General features: G+C 45.4%; 17 protein-coding genes. 1 reads left to right on the top strand and 16 read right to left on the bottom strand.

The window, feature by feature from the left end:
* Position 1: 1 nt before the first annotated feature.
* From DXC51_RS20485 to DXC51_RS20425, 12 genes are all read right to left on the bottom strand, one after another.
* Positions 2-1,735 (bottom strand): type 2 periplasmic-binding domain-containing protein, encoded by a 1,734-nt coding sequence (locus DXC51_RS20485; protein WP_117545286.1) that lies wholly within the window; start codon positions 1,733-1,735, stop codon positions 2-4.
* A gap of 56 nt (positions 1,736-1,791) precedes the next feature.
* Positions 1,792-2,901 carry a sialidase family protein gene (locus DXC51_RS20480; RefSeq protein ID WP_117545285.1) on the bottom strand — a complete coding sequence of 370 codons (1,110 nt, stop codon included), beginning with the start codon at positions 2,899-2,901 and terminating at the stop codon, positions 1,792-1,794.
* A gap of 129 nt (positions 2,902-3,030) precedes the next feature.
* Positions 3,031-3,948 (bottom strand): carbohydrate ABC transporter permease, encoded by a 918-nt coding sequence (locus DXC51_RS20475; RefSeq protein WP_021639010.1) that lies wholly within the window; start codon positions 3,946-3,948, stop codon positions 3,031-3,033.
* A gap of 87 nt (positions 3,949-4,035) precedes the next feature.
* Entirely contained in the window at positions 4,036-4,983 is a 948-nt protein-coding gene (locus DXC51_RS20470; protein ID WP_021639009.1) for an ABC transporter permease, read from the bottom strand.
* A 338-nt stretch (positions 4,984-5,321) separates the two neighbouring features.
* Complete coding sequence (locus DXC51_RS20465; protein ID WP_021639006.1) at positions 5,322-5,846, bottom strand: signal peptidase II; 525 nt, start codon at positions 5,844-5,846, stop codon at positions 5,322-5,324.
* A 9-nt stretch (positions 5,847-5,855) separates the two neighbouring features.
* Entirely contained in the window at positions 5,856-7,613 is a 1,758-nt protein-coding gene (locus tag DXC51_RS20460; protein ID WP_021639005.1) for a S8 family peptidase, read from the bottom strand.
* Between the two features lie 132 nt (positions 7,614-7,745).
* Positions 7,746-9,269 (bottom strand): ATP-dependent Clp protease ATP-binding subunit ClpX, encoded by a 1,524-nt coding sequence (gene clpX / locus DXC51_RS20455; protein ID WP_021639004.1) that lies wholly within the window; start codon positions 9,267-9,269, stop codon positions 7,746-7,748.
* Between the two features lie 463 nt (positions 9,270-9,732).
* A complete protein-coding gene (locus tag DXC51_RS20445; RefSeq protein WP_243003242.1) occupies positions 9,733-11,532 on the bottom strand; it encodes a S1C family serine protease in 1,800 nt (599 codons plus the stop codon).
* A gap of 201 nt (positions 11,533-11,733) precedes the next feature.
* Positions 11,734-13,254: a glycoside hydrolase 5 family protein gene (locus DXC51_RS20440; RefSeq protein WP_117545284.1), complete on the bottom strand. Its 1,521-nt coding sequence runs from the start codon at positions 13,252-13,254 to the stop codon at positions 11,734-11,736.
* Positions 13,255-13,278: 24 nt separating this feature from the next.
* Positions 13,279-14,127, bottom strand: coding sequence for a carbohydrate ABC transporter permease (locus DXC51_RS20435; protein WP_021639000.1), 849 nt, complete (start codon positions 14,125-14,127; stop codon positions 13,279-13,281).
* A gap of 10 nt (positions 14,128-14,137) precedes the next feature.
* Positions 14,138-15,031 (bottom strand): carbohydrate ABC transporter permease, encoded by an 894-nt coding sequence (locus DXC51_RS20430; RefSeq protein WP_021638999.1) that lies wholly within the window; start codon positions 15,029-15,031, stop codon positions 14,138-14,140.
* Between the two features lie 64 nt (positions 15,032-15,095).
* Positions 15,096-16,403, bottom strand: coding sequence for an extracellular solute-binding protein (locus DXC51_RS20425; protein WP_021638998.1), 1,308 nt, complete (start codon positions 16,401-16,403; stop codon positions 15,096-15,098).
* Positions 16,404-16,668: 265 nt separating this feature from the next.
* Between DXC51_RS20425 and DXC51_RS20420 the strand changes: the two genes are divergently transcribed.
* Positions 16,669-17,595, top strand: coding sequence for an ArsR/SmtB family transcription factor (locus tag DXC51_RS20420; protein ID WP_181970146.1), 927 nt, complete (start codon positions 16,669-16,671; stop codon positions 17,593-17,595).
* A 108-nt stretch (positions 17,596-17,703) separates the two neighbouring features.
* Here DXC51_RS20420 and glmS read toward each other — a convergent pair whose 3' ends face one another.
* The 4 genes from glmS to DXC51_RS20400 all read right to left on the bottom strand — a co-directional run bounded on the left by glmS (position 17,704) and on the right by DXC51_RS20400 (position 23,424).
* Positions 17,704-19,530 carry a glutamine--fructose-6-phosphate transaminase (isomerizing) gene (glmS, locus tag DXC51_RS20415; protein ID WP_035323520.1) on the bottom strand — a complete coding sequence of 609 codons (1,827 nt, stop codon included), beginning with the start codon at positions 19,528-19,530 and terminating at the stop codon, positions 17,704-17,706.
* 21 nt (positions 19,531-19,551) lie between these two features.
* The gene (locus DXC51_RS20410) at positions 19,552-20,484 is read right to left on the bottom strand and encodes a glycosyltransferase family 2 protein (RefSeq protein ID WP_102287601.1); all 933 of its coding nucleotides are present in this window, start codon (positions 20,482-20,484) and stop codon (positions 19,552-19,554) included.
* A 160-nt stretch (positions 20,485-20,644) separates the two neighbouring features.
* On the bottom strand, positions 20,645-21,967 hold the full coding sequence (locus DXC51_RS20405; protein WP_117545282.1) for an LCP family protein: 1,323 nt from the start codon (positions 21,965-21,967) through the stop codon (positions 20,645-20,647).
* A 26-nt stretch (positions 21,968-21,993) separates the two neighbouring features.
* Entirely contained in the window at positions 21,994-23,424 is a 1,431-nt protein-coding gene (locus DXC51_RS20400; RefSeq protein ID WP_117545281.1) for an undecaprenyl-phosphate glucose phosphotransferase, read from the bottom strand.
* Positions 23,425-23,438 lie beyond the last annotated feature (14 nt).

The raw sequence follows: 23,438 nt of genomic DNA, 5'->3' as shown, positions 1-23,438 counted from the left end.
TTTACTTTCCATAGCTGGCGATAATGTCATCCAGCGGTTCCACCTTTTCCAGTTCATCCATCATTTTGTTATAGCCCATACGATCCAGCTCCGCCAGATAATCATCCCAGGTGGCATCCACATCTATCTGTCCCAGAACCGCTTCCGTACAGTAATTGTTCACATAGGCCCATACATCGCTGCTGATTTCGGAAGAAATGGTTGCATAATCTGTCTCACTCCTGATATCGGATTTATAAGGGATCGTCTGCCACTTCATCCAGCTTCCGTTCTCTTCCGCCGACCAGTATTTCAGCCCTGCAACAAACAGCGGCTCATAGGTGGTCCATCTGGTTACGTCACGATCCTGTCCGTACTGGCCGAAGGTCCAGGTTCCCTTCTTTCCGGAAGGCATTACGTTGAGCTTCACAGGCATTTCCCCGGTTTCATCCCATTCCCAGTCAACTCCCTTTTCACCGTAGAACAGGGACGCATGGATATCAAGATCACCATCTCCGAACAGTGTGTAGTTCAGGAACTGAAGTATTTTTGCCAGCTTCTGATCATCCACATTGGCATTCACAAAAAAACTGCCGTAAGCGGGGGATTCATTGGTTCTGGCCTTCACTTCACCGCCGTCCGGCTTCACTCCGGGCGTTGCAAGGATTTTCACATCGGGGTATTTTTCAATCAGCGTCAGCGGAGGACGTTCCACTGCCCAGGAATTCAGGGAGTTGGTGGAGGTAATCCAGTAGCCTGCCGTCTGATTGTTCACTTTTTCCCAGGACAGGGTTCTGTCGCCCGTGATGATTTCCGGATCAATCAGACCGCGCTTATACATATCCGCAAAGCCCTTCAGAAATTCCTTATATTCATCCATCACATAATACTGCTCCGCCCTGCCGTTTACATCATTCACGCCGGTGTAAAAATCATAGCCGGAGAAAAATACTCCCTGGGTAAGGCTGGGAGCCGTAACGCCCACCGTATCCCTGGCCCCGGTATGGTTGGGATCCTTATTTACAAAGGCATCCATAATTTCCAGGAATTTGCTCAGTTCAATCCCATCGTCAGCCACATAAATATTATCTGATATCTGCTCCACATTCACGCCCAAATCAATGCCCAGGTCAAGAATCCAGTCATAACGGTAATAATCATTGGGCAGATAATAATCCACGAACTGGAAGGTGATCCCCGTCAGATACCGGAACTGATCCTCATTTTCCGGATCCAGCGTCATTTCATACATCAGCGGGAATTCTTCATAATATTCAATCAGCTTCGGGCAGTAATATTCCACCATTGCCCTGGGTATCGTCCTTGCCAGTTCCTGCTCATACATCCAGTTCACCGTCTTGTTGAACCATCCGCAGTCCGGCATCTCCCCGGAGGCCAGCAGCAGGTCAATGGTATCGTTGGTTTCCGCCTTTTCCACCGTGATGTCAACGTTCAGCGCATCCTCAATCATGGTTTCTATGTAGGATCCGTCTTCATAATCCGCTCCCGACCACATGCCGGTATAGCTGATGCTGTACCTTTCATCCGGGTCAGGCTGGGGAATATCCGCAGGCGCGTCCTTTGTTTCCCCGCCTCCGGCAGACTCCACCGCCGCGCTTCCCTGTTCCTGTGTTGCCAGGGCATCCGCCGTACCTGAATTTCCGCCCGCGGTATTTCCTCCGCATCCTGCAAGCGATGCCGTAAGAATACAGGCCACCCCCAATGCAATCCCCTTTTTCAATGCTCTTAACTTCATTTGTTCTCCTCCTCCCAATCATTTTCAGTTACTTAATCATGAAAACTCCCTGCGGCTCAGCGTATTTCCTCCAGCTGGGAACGCGGTATCCTCCGGATTCTCGTTTTGGCCAGACAGCTTCCGTCCTCCGGCCCGCCTGCGCAGTAAGCCAGCAGCATGGCATCTTTTGTAAAATGAATGGCACAGTAGCAATAACCGTGATCCTCTTCCTCTTCAAAGCTCACCGGCTCCGTAAAGGTCTGTCCATTGTCCCTGCTGACTGCAATCACATAAGGCGTCCTGCCTCCCATGAAAACCTTCCCCGGCTCTTCTCTCCCGTTATACTGTGGGATAGGATTCCAAATGGCATACAGCACCCCATTTTCATCCCTTTTCATGCTCAGGGGACCGTTGGGCGAAGTAAACCGGGATGGCTGGCACGCGGTCCAGGTATTGCCGTAATCCATGGAAAACATTTCATACTGCCGCCCCAAATCGGTCCTTGCCCAGCCCCACAGATGTCCGGGCGTAAGTTCCACAACTCCCGGTTCCTGCAGTCCCGAATAACAGCAGTTAGAGTAAGGCATGCTGCATTTCCCGGAAGCAGGCTTCCAGGTGGCGCCGTCATCCTCGGAATAAAAAAACATATCCTCCGCCCGGCTGTCAAAAAATCTGCTTCCTTCCTCCATATCACCACGCAGCCCAGACCTGTGGGATGCTGCCGGGATCAGTATCCTTCCGTTGGAAAGCCGTATCACCCTGTCATTATTTACAACAAAGAAACCTTCCTGCGGTGTGCACAGCACCCGTTCCCCCCAGGTTCTTCCCCCGTCCCGGGATCGCCGGAGGAACATCCGCAGCAGCGTATACGTGGTCCTGACCAGGTAAAAAAGTCCGATATCCCCGTTTTCCATATGCATCATGGACAGAGACATGGCGTTGACGCCGTCCTCACCCTCGCAGGTCAGAATGGTGCTCTCCTCGCCGAAGGTTCTTCCGTCATCCCGTGACCGCAAAAGACATAAATCCGTTGTAGCCTCATCCGAACAGCTCTTTCCCTTATAGCGGCTGTACGCATACAGAATTTCCCCATCCGGCAGCGTCAGGAACGCTCCCTCACTGTTTCTGGGATTGTCCGGCCCGGGGACCAGATCCAGACTTACACTCCCCAATTCCATTCTTTTCATACTCATCCTCCCTCGATATCGCATTTTCCTGCAATACCGCATCAATCAGCAGTTTGAAAGAAGCTGTCCAACAGCCTCCCGGCTGCGCGTTCCGACGCGCATTCTGCTGCAACTGCGTCCCAATTCCGGTCAGCCCTTCACGGCCCCAATCATGATTCCTTTCACAAAATACTTCTGCAAAAACGGATAAACAAGAATGATAGGAAGCACGACAAGGACCGTTGTGGCCGCCTTTACCGTATCAGGGTTCATATCCACCATTTCTCCCATGGCCTCGATTTCATAAGGGGTATCGGGCGTCCGGTTGAGGCTGTCCAGCATTCTGCGCAGAAGGTACTGTAGAGTTGTCAGGCTGGCGCTCCTGCGGCAGTAAATCATGTTGTCAAACCAGGAATTCCACTGGCCGACCATCTGCCACAGCGCCACCGTAGCGATAACCGGCTTAGACAGAGGCATCATAATGGAAAAGAAAATCCTCGTCTGGGATGCGCCGTCAATGCTTGCAGCCTCCTCCATTCCCTTATCCACCGAAAAAAAGTAATTCCGGATGATAATGCAGTTAAAAATGCTGAACCCGCTGGGCAGGATATAAACCATAAAGTTATTCAGAAGATGAAGATTCTTCATATTTAAATACGCAGGAATCATGCCGCCTGAAAAAAACATGGGAATCAGCAGCACTGCCGTGATAATTTTCCGGAACGGCATCTGTGTCCTTGTGAGCGAATACGCCGCCAGGCAGCACACCAGCAGATGGAAAACAGTGCCGCATACGGTCCTCGCAACCGATACAAAGGCCGCGCCAAGTATTTCATTATTCTGAAGACAGTACTGATAGGCGCTCAGCGTCCATACTTTCGGGAAAAAATTAATATGCATGTAGGAAATATCCTGCGCCCTGGAAAAGGACCGGACTATCATATCCCAGAAAGGAATCAAAATGGTAATACAGAACAGTATCATAAAGATAACATTACAGGTATCGAATATCCTGCTTGCCTTTGACTTTTTTATTTTATTTTTCTTAGTATAAGCATGCTTATTCATGGCATCCTCCCTCCCATAGCAACGGCCTGCCTCCGGGCAGCCGGATCTGCGCAGCCCGCAGCTCCTGTCCCGGACGGCTCCTGAGGCCTAAATAATCTTGTAATCCGGATTTGCCTTTCTGGCAAGCCAGTTCGCACCCAGCACCAGCACAAGGCTGACCACATTCTGGAACAGCCCCACCGCCGTGGAAAGATCATACTGGCTGTCCACCATACCTTTCCGGTAAACATAGGTGGAAATAACATCCGCCACCGGATAGGTCGCATCATTATACAGGTTGAAAATCGGATCAAAGCCAACGCTGATAAGAGAACCCACATTCAGAATCAGCAGCGTGCACATCGTGGGAAAAAGCGCCGGCAGAGTGATGTACAGAACCTTATGCAGACGGTTAGCGCCGTCAATGGCCGCCGAATCATACAGCTGAGGATCGATTCCCGAAATGGTCGCAAGATAAATTACGATACTGTAGCCGGTAGACTTCCACAGGTTTGTCAGCAGATATATGGGAACAAACATGTTCTGCTGTACCATGAAAAATATGGGCTTCTCCAGGACTCCCAGCTTAACCAGCACCGCATTTATAATACCGCTGGAGGGAGAAAGCATCTGATATACAAACGCCCCGACAACAACCCAGGAAAGAAAGTGGGGCATATAGGTAATCGTCTGCACCACCCGCTTGAATTTCATATTCAGGATCTCATTTACAAGCAGGGCAAAGCAGATTGTAACCGGAAAAGACGTAACCAGGGTCAGTATGCTGATTTTAATCGTATTCCCCAGTACCCTGTAAAAATTCGGATCGGAAAATACCTTTTTAAAATGATAAAGACCCACCCATTCACTGCCCAGGATCCCCCTCGCCATCTTATAATCCTTGAATGCAATGACTATACCCCACATAGGAAAATAACAGAATACAACAACCAGAACGAGCGCCGGCAAAAGGAAGAAGTAAAAAGGGACATGCTTCTTCACCTGCTTCATAAGCTGCGCGTTTCTGGCTGTTTTGACACTTCTCGTCATACTCATGTCTGCCTCCTCTGATTTTGCAGAATGCGAAAAAGCCGACAATCATTCCCGGGTGGATTATCATATTTTTAAACATTCCTATACTGTTTGTAATACATCAATTATCTTACCATTCCGAAAAAGAATTTGCAATACGTCAATCTATTTTTGGTTAACCATTTAACATATTGTACGTTTTTGTAGTAATTCCCAGAAAAATGTATGAAAATTTGTGCATTATTTCATACGTATTATACTGTTCTTTCATTGCCCCGCCATGCTGCGGCGCACTAAAAAAAGCGGCCGAAGTTCCGCTCCGCCGCTTTTTTCAAAGGCCCTGCTTCTATCGTCCGGGCCCCTTATTCCACTCCATTCCCGCCGGTCAGCGCCACGATCAGCGAACCTGCAAGAATACAGAAATCCGATATATTAAATACCACAGCTCTCAAAGGCGCCCATTTTACGCCCAGGCTGAAATAATCCACCACATATTTCCGCTTAAGCCGGTCATAGGTATTGCTGAACGCCCCGCCCAGCAGAAGAGACAGCCCCGCCTTCAGCCATGCATTTCCCTTCGCCGTAAGGGTAACGAGAAACACAACAGTAAGAACAGCCGTCAGAATCAGTGAAACTGCCGCCACCACGCTCCTCTTCTTTTCTCCCAGGTTCATGCAGGCTCCCTTATTGTGATATTTTCTCAACAATATCCTGCCCTGCAGTATCTCCTTCTCTTCCCCGTCCTTCCTGTTTTTTTCCACATGGTTCTTAATAAACAGTTCCCCGATAAATATCAGCGCGATAATGCCTGCATATACCATACGGCCACCCGTACCTTTCCGATTTAAGCCGCAGCACCGCCGCCCAAATCTGTCCTTATCTTTCATCTGTCCCTCTTATGGCGGTATTCCGGCAATCCAGTTGAATACGCCTTCCATATCAAGCCTCCCCATCCCCCACTGGCGGCTGGGATAGGTATAAGCCGCGTCCCTTGCGGCCCCTCTCAGGAAATAATTCCTTGTGGAAACTCCTCCGGCATATGGCGAATTATATTCCACAACCGCCCACTGCATAAACTGAGCGGCAGCGCCTGCCGTCAGCGCGGCGGCAAGGGAGGTTCCCGTTCCGGTTCCCACAACAGTTCTACCCTGTATGGTGCCTGTAGCCACCGAGATATCCACCCCCGGGGCCGACAAATCCGGTTTGATTTCACCGTTTGCACCAAACCCCTGGCCCGAATTATAATAAAAGCTGTTGTTTCTGCTGTTATAGGCAGTGACCGCCATAGGCGGCTGCGCAAACGACGGAGAGGTCAGCGTAGTCTCCGGGTTGGGTTGGAGGAACTCTGCAGTCCCATTAATAAACTGCCTTATCGGAAGCCACATGTTAAAATTCCCGCTCCCGTTTCCGCCCTCGCGGATGACAATAACTGTCCAAATCCCCTGGGTGGGATTTTCAAAACGCAGTACTGCCACTTCCTTTCCCGTTTCCGCTTCTACAGGCTGGTAATCCAGGCGGATTCTCGTTTTTTCGTACACAAAGGTATACTCCAGGCTCTGTCCCAGCCGTCCGCTTACCGGTGGGATCACCTCCCCGCCCGGCGAACGGACGGAAATGGAAAAGAAGTCCGGCACGCTTCCCCAGGCTTCCAGAAGGAAGCCTTTTGTCCCTTCACTCACCCGTATCTCCACATTGACAGAACCGGTACCATCAATATGTCCGCTGAAATGATGGGCAGAATTACCTTCATTGCCTCCTGCCACCACCACCACCTGGTTAATCTGTGTCCCAACGGTGGAAATGTACTGGGACAGCGCGGAGTTTCCGGTATGATCCCCGAAGCTGCTTCCCACCCCCAGGCAGATAACCGCCGGACGATGAAAGGGGATGCAGAAGGAACTCAGGTATTTTACCGCAAGCATGATATCGTTGGTCCCATAAGCCGGGACTCCGGGAGGCGTCATATAATAATCACGCAGAAACTGCTTCGCCTGCTTCAGCTTAACCACCACAATATCCGCATCCGGCGCTGCTCCCAGGAAATCAATGCCGCCGTTCAACGCACTTCCCGCCGCAGCGGATGCCATGGCTGTACCATGTCCGATATCATCGGTAACAGGCACCAGCTCCAGCGGATTATCCAGCTGAAGCGCTTCATTGATCTGCTCCCTTGTATATTCACTTCCATAAATAAGGCCATCCGGAGGTGTGCCGGTCTGCACACTTTGGTCCCAGATGGCCAATATTCTTGTGCTTCCGTCCTCCCGTCTGAAAACAGGATTCCGGTAATCTATTCCCGTATCCGCAAATCCAAGGACAACATTCCTGCCCGTCAGATTCAGCGGCTCCTTCTGTACGAAGGAAATCCCGCTGCGTATCAGCGGCTGTGGATCGAAATTCCTGTCCAGCGCTTCCGGCACAAACAAATCCATCAGTCCATACAGCCTGGGGATATATCTGTAAAAATAACTGGAAACCTCCAAAGGCGGCAGCACCGCCCTGCTGTAATAAATGGACAGAAACCTTTCATTAATCGGGATATAGCAGAAAACATCATCATTTCCCTGCACGCTGCCTTCCGGAAGAATAAAATAGTTAATCAGATCCATGTAGTCCTCTGACAATATTTTTTCCTTACATGTCATAGATGCCATAGACGTCAAGCTTCCCTACACCATTTTTATCAATGTATGTCGCTTGCCCTTCCGGCATACATGCTTTTTCCGCAGTCTGTTATTCCGCCGCTTATTATTTCGCCGCCGTTGCTATTCCGATGCTGTCGCCTGTTATTCTGCCGCCTCAGCCTGCTTATCCGGGATGGCGTAGCCCGCCCCTCTGATCTGGATAGCCGGCCCTCCGGTCCCTTCAATATAATTCTTCGTTATCGTTACTCTGCCGATGTTATCATCCTTGGGAATCTCATACATGATATCCAGCATAAAATCCTCAATAATGGCGCGCAGCGCCCTGGCTCCCGTATCCTTCTTCGTGGCCTTATCCGCAATGGCCGCCAGCGCCTCTTCCTCAAACTGCAGATCCACTTCATCCAGCGCAAGAAGCTTCTGATACTGCTTCAGGATGGCATTTCTGGGTTCCTTCAGAATTCTGACCAGCATCTCCTTTGTCAGGCCCTGCAGAGTGCAGATGATGGGAAGCCTTCCCAGAAACTCTGGAATCATACCAAAGTTCCTTAAATCCTCCACAGTTACCTTGGAAAGGATATCCGGATCCTTATCATATTTATCCTTCAGTTCCCCGTTAAAGCCCATGGAGGTCTGCTTTGTCAGTCTCTGCTTGATGATACCCTCCAGATCGGGGAATGCCCCTCCGCAGATAAACAGGATATTCCTCGTATTCACGGTGGCAAGGGGAACCATGGCGTTCTTGCTGCTCGCACCAACAGGCACCTCCACCTCGGAACCCTCCAGCAGCTTCAGCATCCCCTGCTGGACGGACTCACCGCTCACATCCCTTGAGGTTGTATTTTTCTTTTTGGCAATTTTATCAATTTCATCTATAAAAATAATACCCCGTTCCGCCTTCTCCACATCGTTGTCCGCCGCGGCAAGAAGCTTGGATACCACGCTCTCAATATCATCGCCGATATACCCGGCCTCCGTCAGAGAGGTGGCGTCCGCAATAGCAAGCGGCACATCCAGAAGCCTGGCAAGGGTTTTCACAAGATAGGTCTTTCCGGAACCGGTGGGCCCGATCATCAGGATATTGGATTTCTCTATCTCAATATCATCCATTGTATTCGTCACAACACGCTTGTAATGATTATAAACCGCCACAGAAATTATCTTTTTGGCCTGCTCCTGGCCGATAACATATTCATCCAGGCTGGCCTTGATCTTATGAGGGGCCGGAATATCATGGATGTTGAATACAGGCTCAGTCTCTTTTTCCTTCGCTTTTTTCTTTTTAATCTTCTGCTTGTTGGGAATCCCGTCGTTTCCCTGAAGATCAGCCAGATTGACAAAGCTGATATTGGGATATTTCCCGTCCTTGTTCATGTTGTTCAGCATGTTCATCATTTCGGGATTGTTCAGCATACCCTGATAATCATACTGGCTCACTGCATCCATAGTCCTGTGCATGCAGTCGTCGCAGACACAGATATTATTGGGCAGATGGTACATCTTGCCTGCCTTGCTTTCAGGGCGCCTGCAGATAAAACAAACATCCTCATATTCCTTTTCCGGCTTATCCGTCTTTTCTTCCTTTTTATCCGAAGGCTCCTTGCCCTTATTTTCTTCCAGGCCTGTTTCCTTCTTTTCTTCTTCGTCTCTATTATCAAAATCGCTCATCTGGCAATCCTCCGTTTGATTTAATTTGTGCCCTTCCGGCAGTCCTGTGCTAATACACACCGCGACACCGCCGCAACAGCATAAGCTCCCGTTTCTGGCCAACAGACATTGTATCAGCAGCTGTCGCAGCCAGCCCAATCAGCTGGGCAGCTGCAACTGTTTTCATTATAAATCATCGTGTATATCCATACAAGTTAAGTTTCTATAAACAAACTAAATAAAACAGGCAAAAACAAGGACAGGCGCCCTTACTGCCGGGCATCTGTCCTCATCTGACGGCTGTATTTTAAAAACAAGGCCGTTTCTTACTGTAATTAATTGCAGCTGCTTCCTTTATTGCTGCTCGATTTATTGTAACCGCTTCATTTATTGCAGCCGCTTCATTTATTGTACCCGTTCAGCAGACCCAAAATCCGCCTGAGATCCGCCGAATGGGCTCTATATCCATAATTTCCCGCCGGCTTTAATTTCTGCCGGATGTATTCATGGCTTCCTGGGAAGTAAGGGTTACATTCACCTTCTGCTCCTGATAGCCTTCCGTCGGGTTACCGCGCATAATGGTTAACTCAACAGTGTCTCCTACAGCATAATACTGCATGGAATTGGTCAAATCATCCTGCGTTGTTACCGTAGCGCCCGCAAAACCGGTAATGATATCTCCCTTTACCAGACCTGCATTATCCGCGCCTGTGGCAGGATATACCTGTGCAACGTAAATGCCCTCCGGCATACCATATGCCTCACCCATGGCCTTTGTTACGTTGATACAGGAAATTCCCAGGAATCCTCTGTTACTTTCATCTACCTTTTCCTTGGTCTCCCGGTTCATCAGCTCTTCTATAATCGGTTTTGCAGAAGAAATCGGGATGGCATAACCCATACCTTCAATGGTGCTTCCGCCGATCTTGTTGGAATTAATACCGATAACCTGGCCCTTGATATCCAGCAGAGCGCCGCCCGAGTTACCGGGATTGATCGCCGCATCGGTCTGAATCAATGCATTGCTGGTACCCGTTTCGCTTACCTCAAGCGTACGGTTCAGGGCGCTGACCACGCCTGTGGTTACGGACTGCCCATAGCCCAGCGCGTTGCCGATGGCTATAACAGGCTCGCCTACCTTCAGTGTATCGGAATCGCCCATAGTCGCAATGGCAATGCTGCCCTTGGTGGAGCTGTTGATATCCTCAAGCTTAACGGCAATCACCGCCAGATCCATGGAAGGGCTGGTTCCCTTAATCTGCGCTTCAACCACTTCATCGTCAATAAATTTCACAGAAAGCTTAGTGGAATCCGCAACCACGTGGTAATTGGTCACCACCAGCAGCTCCTTATCATTTTCACCGATAATAATACCGCTGCCCGCCGCTTCCTGCTCCTGTTCCATATTCTGTCCCCAGAAATCCGTGCCGGAAATAATCATCTGATTTGTTATGGAAACGATGGAAGGCATGGTAGCTTCCACCACCTTTGTCACATCCGTTACCACCGCGCTGGAGGTTCCCTGCGTTACTGTGGATTTGATTCCCGAATCATTCGCTGCGCCAGACTCCTGTGTATCCTGCGCATTCTCCGCTCCATCTGCAGTGGCCTGGGTGATTTCCTTGGGCTGCTTATCATTTCCAAGAGAATTCACCGCAAGGAAGCTGACTCCTGCGCATACACCGAAAAATACGCCGCATACCACCACAGCTATCACTTTTTTCATCAGCGGGTTCATCGGCTTCCTGGGCTTTTTCTCCTTATGCTTCTTTCCCTGACGCCCGCCTCCGGGTGCAGCGCCATAATCGTTATTGGAAAAAGTACTGCCGTACTGGTAATTTCCCTGCTGGGACTGATAGCTGCCATAACCGCTGTAGCTGCCGTGAGGCTGTCCGTTCTGCCCCATGCCTCCCTGTCCGGCGCCGTTTTGTCCTGTTCCGTTCTGTCCCGCATTCTGATAAGGGCTGCCCTGATATCCGCCCTGCGCTCCCGCGCCGCTCCGGTAACCTGCGTTGTTCTGGTAACCGCCCTGTCCGCCGTTCTGGTAGCCGCCCGCATTCATCCCGGAATAGCCGCCCGTATAGCCGCTTCCCGAATAACCTCCTGTATAGCCGCTTCCTGTATAGCTTCCGGTATTGCCGGTACTGTCCGCATTGCCAGCAGCGCCGCCGGCCGTCTGTCCGTTATTATGTTCTGTATGAGCAGCATCACTGCCGCTCTGGACAGTCTGCGAATTATTTTGTTCATTCACGTTTTCATTTGAATAATTATTGTTTTCAAACATATCGCTTACCTCTTTTCTCCTTTATCATTTCAGGTTTATCCCAAGCTTTATTTACAGTATATACAGGAATTGTGTTCTTTCTGTGATAAATCTATAGAAAATATGTTAAATTCCTAATATTAACCTCAAAATCTTATCACATCCAATACTTACATTTAAAAAAAATGCCAATGGGTTACACCTAAACCCATTGGCATTTTTTTAAAATGTAATTTTATAATTATTAAATGGAAATATCATTAATTTAATATCAGATGGTTCAGTCACATAAAATGTCGCAGGCATCCCCATTTCCCCCGCTACTGCCTCCCCATGAAGAACTCCTTTGCATATTGTAAAAAAACTGACAAAAGGATCATTATATTTACAATGAACACAAATAAAATCATCTTCACATAGTGTTTTTTCTTTCTTTTTTTTCATGAAACTATCCCACGTGCCAAGACCAAACAAGATGAATAGCTCCTTTTCTCCCTCTCCTCCTATCAGAAGCACTTCCTCATTTTCGTCATGCATACCAAAAGCGCTGAAATCTGTTCTGTTAATAGTTACCGAAAGTAATTTATGCGCTCCTGCTTTTTTACTGCTAATATAGATGTCTTTGCCTACACTTTTATCCAAATCCACTATATTACGATGATGCGAAGGATACAACCGTAAAATTAATCCTTTATTCTCTAATTCATCCATTAATTCATGTGTCATTTCCCTTATCGGAATTCTAATTTTAATATTTTCATTTTGAGTTAGTTCTTTGATTATTCCTGCTTCTAATTTGCTGTATGGTTCAAGGTTGTCAAAAAAGATATCATGCTGCCAGATCTTTGGTTCACCATCTATACAATTTTCTTCAGCATCCCAACTTAAATAAGTCTGCGTTTTTCCCTTTACCAGTCCCCAATTAAAAACTCCAATCCTTTTGTCTTTGTAATAAGACAAATGAGTATCAATTCTGTTATCAGCAATCCTATTCATCCACTCAGTACAGATCATAGGTTTACCATAAATAAGCAATTCTTCAACACGTTTTTTTGTATTTGGCAAAGCGGTATAATCGTGAAATGTTATTATATCAGATAAGCCGACACATTCCATATCGAAATCCCGAAACGCCCATATGCCTGCTGTCAATGGCTGATCAGCTTCGCAAAGACGTGCCCAGTTAAAAGAATCTTCTAATAAAGAAAGACACTTTTCATTTCTGTTACTATTACCTGGCTCATTATACAGATCCCATAAAAGAATTCTTCTATCTTTTTTGTAACTTTCAATTATTTCTGATACATATTCCTTTAAAAAAGGGCGCTCGTTTTTATCGTCAGCAATTCTGAATCCAGGACTTGGTGTCCAACCACTGTTATGGACTCCTTTAGTTGGATAATCTTGTTTTCCAAGATAAGGTTCCTTATGAGAGAATGCACAATCATCAAATAATACCGGCATCACGGTTAATCCGCATTCATTTGCTATATGCAGAAAAATTTCAAAATTTTTTAGAAATGTCCTTTTTTCACTTTTCCACAAAATGTACTGAAGAAATATCCGACATGAATTATAACCCAATTCTGCTGCTGCCATTAACTCTTTTCTAATCAAGTTTGGAGAGAAACTCTCTTCCTGCCACATTTCTGTACTATTGACTGCATTAGATGTTACATAATTGAATCCTACAATCCACGGCTGTCTTTCATACCACTCCATTATTTCGTTTTTTGACCACATAAAACCTTTCTCCTCTGCTAATCATTATCCCTTCACGCCTGCCGATATTTGAACTCCTTTTATCATCCATTTTTCAGCAAAGCAATATAAAACAATCATAGGAACAATTGAAACCACCGATACAGCACTTAGCTTTGATACAAAAGTTTCATAAGTTCCCCTGGCTAACTGCAACCCTGCCGTTAATGTAAGCTTTTCAATATCATTAATCGCAATAGAAGGCCATAAAAAATCATTCCAAATCCCGGTAAAACTAAATATGCCAACTACAACCAGAATAGGTTTTAGTATCGGAAAAATGAGAGAAAAAAAGATGTGTATATCACCAGCGCCATCAATTTTTCCGGCCTCGATTATACTATCCGGCACTCCTATCATAAACTGTTTTACCAAAAAAATATTAAATGTACCTGCCAGACCCGGAAAAATTAACGCCATGGGAGTATTTACCCATTTTAATAGTTTCATGGTATGATAAAGAGGCACAATATTTACTATGCTTGGAAAAGACGAAATAAATAATATTGTTAAAAAAAGAAAATTTCTTCCTTTAAATTTAAGTTTACCAAAAGCATAAGCCGACATAGAAACAATAAGTATTGAAAGCAAGGTATATATTGCGGACACTAAAACCGAATTTCCAAACCATTTATAAATTGGGACTTTCACATTTTTAGGATCTAATACTTCAATAAAATTTTGCAACGTCCAAGTTTTAGGCAAAAACAAAAATCCTCCTGCCCGATTAAGTTCTGCATCTACTTTAAATGCCGAAAGAAATACCCATATAATAGGTACTAAAAATAAAATCGAAAAAATAAGCAAAATAATAAAGGATATTGCTTTTTCAAAATTAAACTTTTTATTTTTCATTGATTCTCCTTTATTCGTCTTGCAATTTAATAAGAACTATCATTTGTGCAACCGAAAAGATTCCTATTACAAACCCTAATATAACAGCCATTGCTGAGGCAATGCCTGCAATAGGCTTACCTGAACCAAAAGCTAAGTTTCGAATATACATAATGAGTACAAACGTACTTTCAGTTGGTCCTCCCTTTGTTAACATTAAAGGTTGACCATAAATATTAAATTGAGAAGTAGTTGCGGATAAAATAGTAAATAATAAAGGGAATTTAATTAAAGGAATATAAATATGAATAATCCTTCTCCCCCACCCCGCCCCGTCAATTTGAGCCGATTCTATAATGCTTGAATCGATTCCTCCAAGAGCTGCTACATAAATAACCATATTTAAACCGATAATCCACCAAATAGTTACTATAATTATGGAAGTCCAGGCATACGGCTGTTCTCCAAACCAATTTATTTCCAGTCCAAACAATTTATTTATCAGTCCATAACTTGGATGCAAAATAAAAAACCAAGTTAAAATAACTGCTGAAATTGAGAACAATGTGGGTATATATATAATACCCTGAAATATTCTGGCTCCTTTGGGCTTTGCATAAAGAGCCAAAGCAATAATCAAAGGGACAGCAATTTGAAATGGCACAATCATAATTACAAATCTTAATGTATTGCCAAAACCATTCCAAAATTGCCTGTAAAACGAAGAATCTTTATTAGTAAATAGTGTCAAGTAATTTTCAAAACCAATCCATTGCGGTTTTGAAAACATATCCCATTTTGTAAAAGATATATATATTCCATAAATAAAAGGAATGAAGAAAAAGATAATGAATATAAGCATATGTGGTGCGAGAAAAAAATAATGTGCCTTAGATCCTTTTTTTCTGCTTTTACCTTTTTCCATTATACCCTCCTTTCTTGTTGCGGCACTGATATGTATCAGTGCCGCCCGTTAATATTTTTAGAATTTATTCCATTGAAATTTTATCTTTTGTTTCCATCTCAGCCTGCTTAAGTCCATCCTCAATACTAATTTTTCCAAACATAATATCACCCAGAACTTTATCCAATGCGTCCACCGCATATCCATAATATTTATAGTTATAAATTTTTAATTCCTCGCTTTCAGATGCCAGAAAATATTGAGGCATTTTCGTAAACTCTTCACTCTCCAACGCTTTCTTGGCAGCTGGAACCAAACCTGCAATTGACCAATCTGCTGCATTTTCTTCTACAAATTTAATGAAATCAAGGCAAGCCTTTACTCGTTCCTCATCCTGTTTTGGCTGTACCGGTATGGTAAACTGATGTGATGAAGTCCAGTTCCCCTTTTCTTCTGGCGTAAATACAGGAAAGTCATAGGCCTTTATATTTAATCCGGAATCCCGTACAGCATTATACATCCATACTCCCTCAGGTTCATAAAGAACATTTCCGCCTAAAAATGCTTTCCAAGAATCGTCTCCGTCCTTCTGAGTATTTCCATCCTGCACCAAACTGCAATATTGTTCCAGAGTCTGAACAGCAAGTTCATTATTAAAAGAAGGATTTGTTCCATCTTCACTGAGGGTTCCACCTAACTGTGCATAGGATCCTAAGAATATAGGACGGAACCAGCTTAAACCAATAGGTATAATATTATCCTGTTTAACCACTTCTGCAGTAGCTGCTAATTCATCCCATGTAAGAACTCCATCGTCCAAATCCTTTAATCCGTACTTTTCATATAAGTCCATATTTACCCACAATACATAAGAATGTACATCCAAAGGAACTCCATAATGCCCGCCATTGAGATCAGTCATTTCCCATGCTTTCGAATTATAATTATCCTTTTTAATATCAGATGCTTCTAAATAGGGGGTTAAATCCAAAATTCTTCCCTCTTCCTGATATAAGGGAACCCTCTCTATATGGTTCATTGCCATATCGGGAATTCCTTCACCTGAAGCTTCGGCCATCTGTAATTTTAAATATAAATCTTCTGCAGTCATAGGACGGTGTAATACGGTATAATCTGGATTAGTGGCGTTGTACTTATCCACAATATCAGGAAACGCAGCCCCATCTGCACCTGTGAACATAGTCCATATTTCCAGAGTCCCCTTCTTTCCTTCTGGAACAACGGCATCACCGGGAGCAGCTGTAGTTTCCACAACACCTGAATCTCCAGTATTATCCGCAACATTTTGCGGTGCAGCTTCTCCACCGGAACTGCATCCCCCAAACAACATCGTCAAAGTTACCAATAAAGTTACCCCAATCATTTTTCTCATGTGCGACCCTCCATAATAAATTTGTTAAATTATACAACTAATATATTGTTAACTTTTGTATATGTCAATCAATTATATCTCATTTTATTTAAAATATATGGCATTTTTCTATATCAAACCATATTTTCTGTTTTGTAAAAATATTATTATAAAAAACTATTATCACAACAGTTTTTATGGAGCAATTAATAAATTATATTTGAAATCGACAACCCATTATACTGTTGGTATAATATTTTATATTAAAAATACAGGGGGAATGAACATGTCATCTTCAGGTTTATTTGAATTAAATTCGGAGAATAAAGAACTTCTGTGCCAGGTGGCTAAAGCTCTTTCTGTCCCTACACGGATTGATATCATAGGATTATTGTACCAAAATCCCCTTTCAGTTCAGGAAGTTGCTGAACAACTGCACCTTCCTCAATCCTCTGCTGGTGTGCATATTCAAATTTTGGAAGATGCCGGAATAATACGCTCAGAAAGAATAATCAGAAATGGCTCTGTATTTAAAATATGTTATGTTGAAAAATTTTTGGTAAATATAATATTGCGCTCTTCCTCACCAAGCATCAATCATATATCTTCTTTAGAAATTCCAATAGGAAGTTATACTGACTGTTATGCTGAAATGCCATGCGGCCTTATATCCGAAGATAGTTTTATTGGTACAGAAGACGAGCTTCGTTCTTTCTATCTTTTTGATAAAATAAATGCACAACTCATATGGATGGCCAAGGGATTTCTTGAATACAAAGTCCCCAATATCCTTCCTAAACATAAACAATGCAAACAACTTTCTTTATCGATGGAGCTATGCTCAGAAGCACCTGGATATAATGAAAATTATCCTTCGGATATTTATCTTTCCATTAATGATAGAAGCTGTGGCCATTACCATTCAGCTGGTGACTTTGGGGCAAGACGCGGTATTTATACCCCTCAATTCTGGCAAAGTGGATTAACACAATATGGTAAATTAGTCACCTGGCAGATAAACCAGGATGGCACTTTCATCAATGGAGAATATGTAAGCAGTCTAAAAATTCAGGAATTAATGGTTGAATTAAAAAGCTATATTAAATTTCGTATTGAATGTCGAGAATCAAGTAAATATTGCGGCGGCATTAATCTCTTCGGTGAAAAAGCGGGTGATTATGATCAACCTATTATTCTGACCTTAGAACACTAAAATTTTATACACAATAATAAAAAACTGCAACGATTTAATACGTTACAGTTTTTTTAATAAACTAAATATATCTACTAAAAATAGCATTAAACTTTAGCGCCAGAAATACTATTCCACAGTAACAGATTTTGCCAGATTCCTCGGCTTATCCACATCACAGCCCTTTCCAACCGCCACATAATAACTGAAAAGCTGTAGCGGGATAATCGCCAGCGAATTGGCGAAGAAAGGATTGGTCTGCGGGATATAGATTACATAATCCGCTGCTTTTTCGATTTCCCTGTTTCCCTCACAGGTCACGGCAAGCACAAATGCGCCTCTCGATTTTACCTCCACCATATTGCTGATGGTTTTCTGGTACAGCGAGGGCTGCGTGGATACCGCCGCCACAAGCGTTCCTTCCTCTATCAGGGATATTGTGCCATGCTTCAGTTCTCCCGCCGCATAGGCCTCCGAGTGGATATAGGAAATTTCCTTCAGCTTCAGAGAGCCTTCCATGGAAATGGCATAGTCAATTCCCCTGCCGATAAAGAAAACATCCTTTGCTGCAATATACCTGTTGGCAAATCTCTGAATCCTGTTTTTATTATTCAGAAGAAGTTCTATCTGATCGGGCAGACGGCCCAGATCTTCCAGCATACCCTCAAATTCTCTTTCCGTTACCGTGTGTCTCACCCGAGCCAGCTTTAAAGCAAGCAGATAGAGCGCAATCAGCTGGGCGCTATAGGCCTTTGTCGTAGCTACCGCAATTTCCGGTCCTGCCCAGGTATACATAACATTATCCGCCTCCCTGGCGATGGAGCTTCCCACCACATTGACGATGCCCAGAACCTTAAAGCCACGTTTCTTCGATTCCCGCAGCGCGGCCAGTGTATCCGCAGTTTCCCCGGACTGGCTGATCACCACCACCATGCCCCCATCCTCCAGGATCGGGTTGCGGTAACGGAACTCGGAGGCCAGATCCACCTCCACCGGTATACGTGCCAGCCCTTCCAGCACATATTTCCCGGTAACTCCGGCATGATAAGCGGAGCCGCAGGCAACGATATGGATTTTCCTTACGGACAGAAGATCCTCATCACTCATTCCCAGCTCTTCAATGACGATATCATTCTTCCTGATCCTGGGGCTTATGGTATCGGTTACCGTCTTTGGCTGCTCATACATTTCCTTCAGCATAAAATGCTCATAGCCGGCCTTTTCCGCCGCTTCCGCATCCCAGTCGATGGTAACGCTTTCTTTTTCCAGCTCTTCCTCATCCACATTATAGATGTGCAGTCCTTCCGGAGTCAGACGGACGATTTCCTGATTGTCAATATAGGTGACCGTTCTGGTATACTTCAGTATGGCAGGCACATCGGAGGCGATAAAGCAGCCCTCCCCACTCTGCCCTACAATAAGCGGGCTGTCCTTCCTTACCGCAAACATTTCCCCGGGAAAATCCGAGAACAAAATTCCCAGCGCATAGGAGCCTTCCACACGATGAAGCACCTTTACGATAGCCCCCATGGGATCTCCCTTGTAATAATAGTCCAGCATATGGGCCAGGACCTCCGTATCCGTCTCCGAAATAAAATGATAGCCCTTGCTTTCCAGTTTTTTCTTCAGCGGAAGATAATTTTCAATAATTCCGTTATGTACGACGGCAATTGTGCCCTTTTCGTTAAAATGCGGATGGGAATTCACATCACTGGGCGCCCCGTGGGTCGCCCATCTGGTATGGCCGATTCCAAGATTTCCCGGCATCGTCGCCCCGTCATGGGTAAGCTCCTGCAATACCTTCAGTCTTCCCACAGATTTGGTGATGTTGATTTTGCTGCCGTCAAAAATGGCCATCCCCGCCGAATCATATCCGCGGTATTCCAGTTTGGAGAGTCCATCAAGGACGATGGGTGCTGCCTGATTTTTACCGATGTAGCCTACAATTCCACACATACTTGCCTCCATTCAATCACATTACACTTGTTTCCAATAATCTTTATTCATTGCGCAGGCCCTTACAACGCCTGCGGGCAGGCTTTTATAACGCCTCCCCAGGAAAAATCCCGCATATTTGGCCGCGCTTTCCGCAAACAGCCGCAGTACAAGCCAGGGCTTATGGATACTGCACAAATGGGCCGCCGTCTGTTTTACCAGCTTAACCCCCTCCGACTCGGAAGGAAGCCCCTTAAAAACCTCCGGATGCTGCGCCTGGGACACTCCGTTGTCAAAATTACGGTGAAACTGCTCTGCGCAGGTATAATTATGGCAGTGGTACACCTTCGCCCCGGCACAATAAGCAATTTTCCATCCCGCCTGCACCGCTTTGGCCGCAAACAGCATATCTTCATTGAAATTCACATGCCGTTCAAAGCCTCCCAGCTTACGGAAAACCTCTTTTTTATAAGCAGCGCACACATTGGAACAGAAATAGGTCTTAATTCCCATTTCAGGCAGCTGCCCTTTCCCCTTTACACAGCTCTCCTCCGGATAGTTAAACTGCCTGGTGTATTTTTCTATCTCTCCGCTGTCCTTTTCAGGCAGCTGCCTTGCATAGGAAACAGCAATGTCCTCTTCCGCGCTCAGCGCCGCCGTCAGCTCCTCAAGAAGCCTGTTGTCGGCCGGCAGCGCATCCTGAGTCATGCATACGAAAATATCCCCTGTGCTGCGGGCCGCTCCATCATTTCTGGTTCCACCATGATTGAATTCCCACTTGGAAAGATGGTGCACCTCGGCGTTCGGATGCTCCCTGGCAAAATCTGTACCATACAGAAGAGCTTCAAAATATTTTTCTTCCGTATTCATTATTATGATCCGGTTCGGCTTCAGAGTCTGTTTTTCCAGCCTGCTGATCAGCTCCAAAAACCTTTTCTCCGGCTTGTATACAGGGATAATAACATCAATCTTCATTCGTAACTTCCCTTTCCTTCCGGCCAGCATCATTCATTGCCGGATTAAAGCACATAAGAATAACTATAAACAGTTATCCTAAATTTTAGAAAAAGGGGCCTTGGATTGGCCCCTTTTAGCTCATTTCAGGTAATATCTTCTTTTTTGTCCTGATTTCCGGTTACCTTCCGGTATCCCTTGACACAATAGCGCTGTAGCTCTTCACAGACGGAGAAGGTGTATATTCCTCCTGCTCAAAGAAGAACTTGTGGAGAAGCACTACATTATCCTCCAGCGAGGTGGGGATAACACAGCTTCCGGCCTTACCGACCTTTCCGGTAACCCTGTTGGTTTCAAACGGGAAGCCGTCGGTTGCCACTACCTTATACTTGGTCAGTTCTCCCAATACCTCCAGCATCTCCGCCGTATTTAAATTGGTGGCCACATGCGGCATAACCGAATCCAGTATCGAGTTCAAAGTGGATACGGAAGCGGTCTTCGCCTTTTCAAAGCAGGCAAGCAGTACGGTACGCTGTCTCTCCGCCCGCTTGAAATCATCCCCTGCCGTATAACGGATACGGCAGTACGCCGTAGCCTGCAGTCCGTTCAGTGTCTGTAGGCCGGGCTGCGTTACCTTGACATAATTATCCGTTAATTTTTCCTTGGTTTCCGTACTGAACATACTGGCCTGGTAATTGTTCAAATGCTTGATTTCATCTTCCTTAACATCAATCTGTATTCCGCCCAGGCTGTCAATGGTCTCTATCAAACCCTCAAAGCCAATGCTGATATAATTGGTAATATTCATGTCCAGGTTCATGTTCAGCATATCTATCGCCTGTTTCGGCCCGCCAGCCGCATAGGCAGCATTGCATTTGCTGTATTTATCATTACCCAGATTCATATACGTATCACGGTATACGGAACAAAGCTTCACTTCTCCCGTATCCTGATTGATAGAAGCGATCATTATTGTATCGGAACGGTTTCCTTTATCCAGATTATCATTTCTGGCATCAATACCGAACAAAGCGATATTACGGTATCCCTTCATAGCTGTATTATTCTCTACTGTATCGTTGATTACAATGTCCTCTTCGTTAACATTGATTTTCTGAATGGAGGTCTGTTTCAGCACCGCCCAGAGAACAACTGCCAGCACAACAAGAGCGACCATTTCCACCGTAAACATTACAATTCTTCTTGTCTTTCTGGCCTTTCTCTTTTTGGACATGTTCTTTTTCCCTTTGGAACCACCATTTTTTACGCCGGTATTCCTTCCATCGTTATAACTGCCACGGGAACTGCGGGGTACGTCATACTCGTCACGGGAACCGCCTCTGCGGGGTTCATCATACTCGTCACGATAACCGCCTCTGCGGGGCTCTCTGTATTCATCACGTCCGCGTGAGCTGCCGCTGCGTGACGCACTGTTACGGGAACCGTTGTTTCTTGAGCCGCTGTTCCGGTTCCCTCCATTACCTCTCTGCGATGATGATGCCATACTTTTTTCTCCTGTTTCCTGTATTTCTAATAAGCATTCTCATTGATAAATCCTTTGAAAAAAGTAAGAAAAAGGATTTTGATATCAAAGGCCATGCTCCAGTTCTCAATGTAGTATATATCATATTCAATCCGCTTGCGGATGGACGTGTCCCCCCGGTAGCCGTTAATCTGTGCCCAGCCGGTCATTCCGGGGCGCACCTGATGCTTTATCATATAGCGGGGTATTTCTTCCCTGAACTTCTCCACAAACTGAGGCCGTTCCGGTCTTGGCCCCACCAGGCTCATATCCCCCAGCAGGACATTAAACAGCTGAGGCAGTTCATCCAGGCTTGTTCTGCGCAGGAATGCCCCAACTCTGGTAATCCTTGGATCGCCCTTCACTGTCCAGCCCTTCTTCTCTTCGCCGGGCTGCTGCTGCCGCATCGTCCGGAATTTATACATCATAAAGGTTTTATTATGAAGCCCTACTCTTTCCTGCTTGAATATAACTGGCCCCTTGCTGGTAGCTTTCACCAGAAGCGCCACAACAAGCAAAAGCGGCGATATCAGGATCAGTCCGAAAAAAGATCCTGCAATATCCACACAGCGCTTCGCCAGTGCGCTGAGCGTATTGGAAAGCGGCACATACCTGATATTGATTACCGGAAGCCCCATCAGATCCTCCATGTAAGGCTTTCCTGGGATCAGAGAATTATAATCCGGTATAAATTTGGTATGGACACCCGATTTTTCACATAAATCCACCAGCTCCTCCAGTCTGTCATAGCTTTCCAGGGAGAGCGTGATGGCGATTTCATCCAGCTTGTTTTCCGGTAAAATATAGAGAAGGTTGTCAATTGATCCTAATACCTTCACTCCCTTATAGGTTGCTCCTCTGGGCACTTTATCATCCAGAATTCCTCTTACCACATATCCCCATTGAGGGTTGGAATTGATTCTGTTGATATATTCTTCCGCCGCTCTGGAATATCCTACCAGAAGAATGTATTTGAGATTGTAACCTTTTTTCCTTACATAATACAGTATATAGCGGATAAGGGCGCGCATGAGCAGGGTATTTACCGTATTAACGGCACAGAAAATACCAACCATGCCACGGGAAAAATCGTGCACCTGGAAGGAACTGAAGGTATTATTTACCGTAAACAGCACCGCCAGAAAAACTGTCACGCCAACGATGTTCGCCTTGCAGACATTAACGATTTCCGATTCACTGCGCTGAACCCGTTTGGGTGAGTAAAGCTTGAACCAGTAATACAAAATCAGATATCCCGGCACAACAAAATACAGGGCGCTGAAATATATCTTCATATCCAACACGCCCACCTCAGGACCCGTATCTTTTAAATTGCTCCCTATTTTCAAATACCACGCAAGTATATAGGAGCCTGCAATAACAAATGCATCTACTATGACATGCAATCGGTTAAAGTATTGCTGGTTGTCCTTAATCATGGCTTCACCTGTTT

The sequence above is a fragment of the Eisenbergiella massiliensis genome (assembly GCF_003435485.1).
This window is presented reverse-complemented; position numbering and strand designations above follow the sequence as displayed.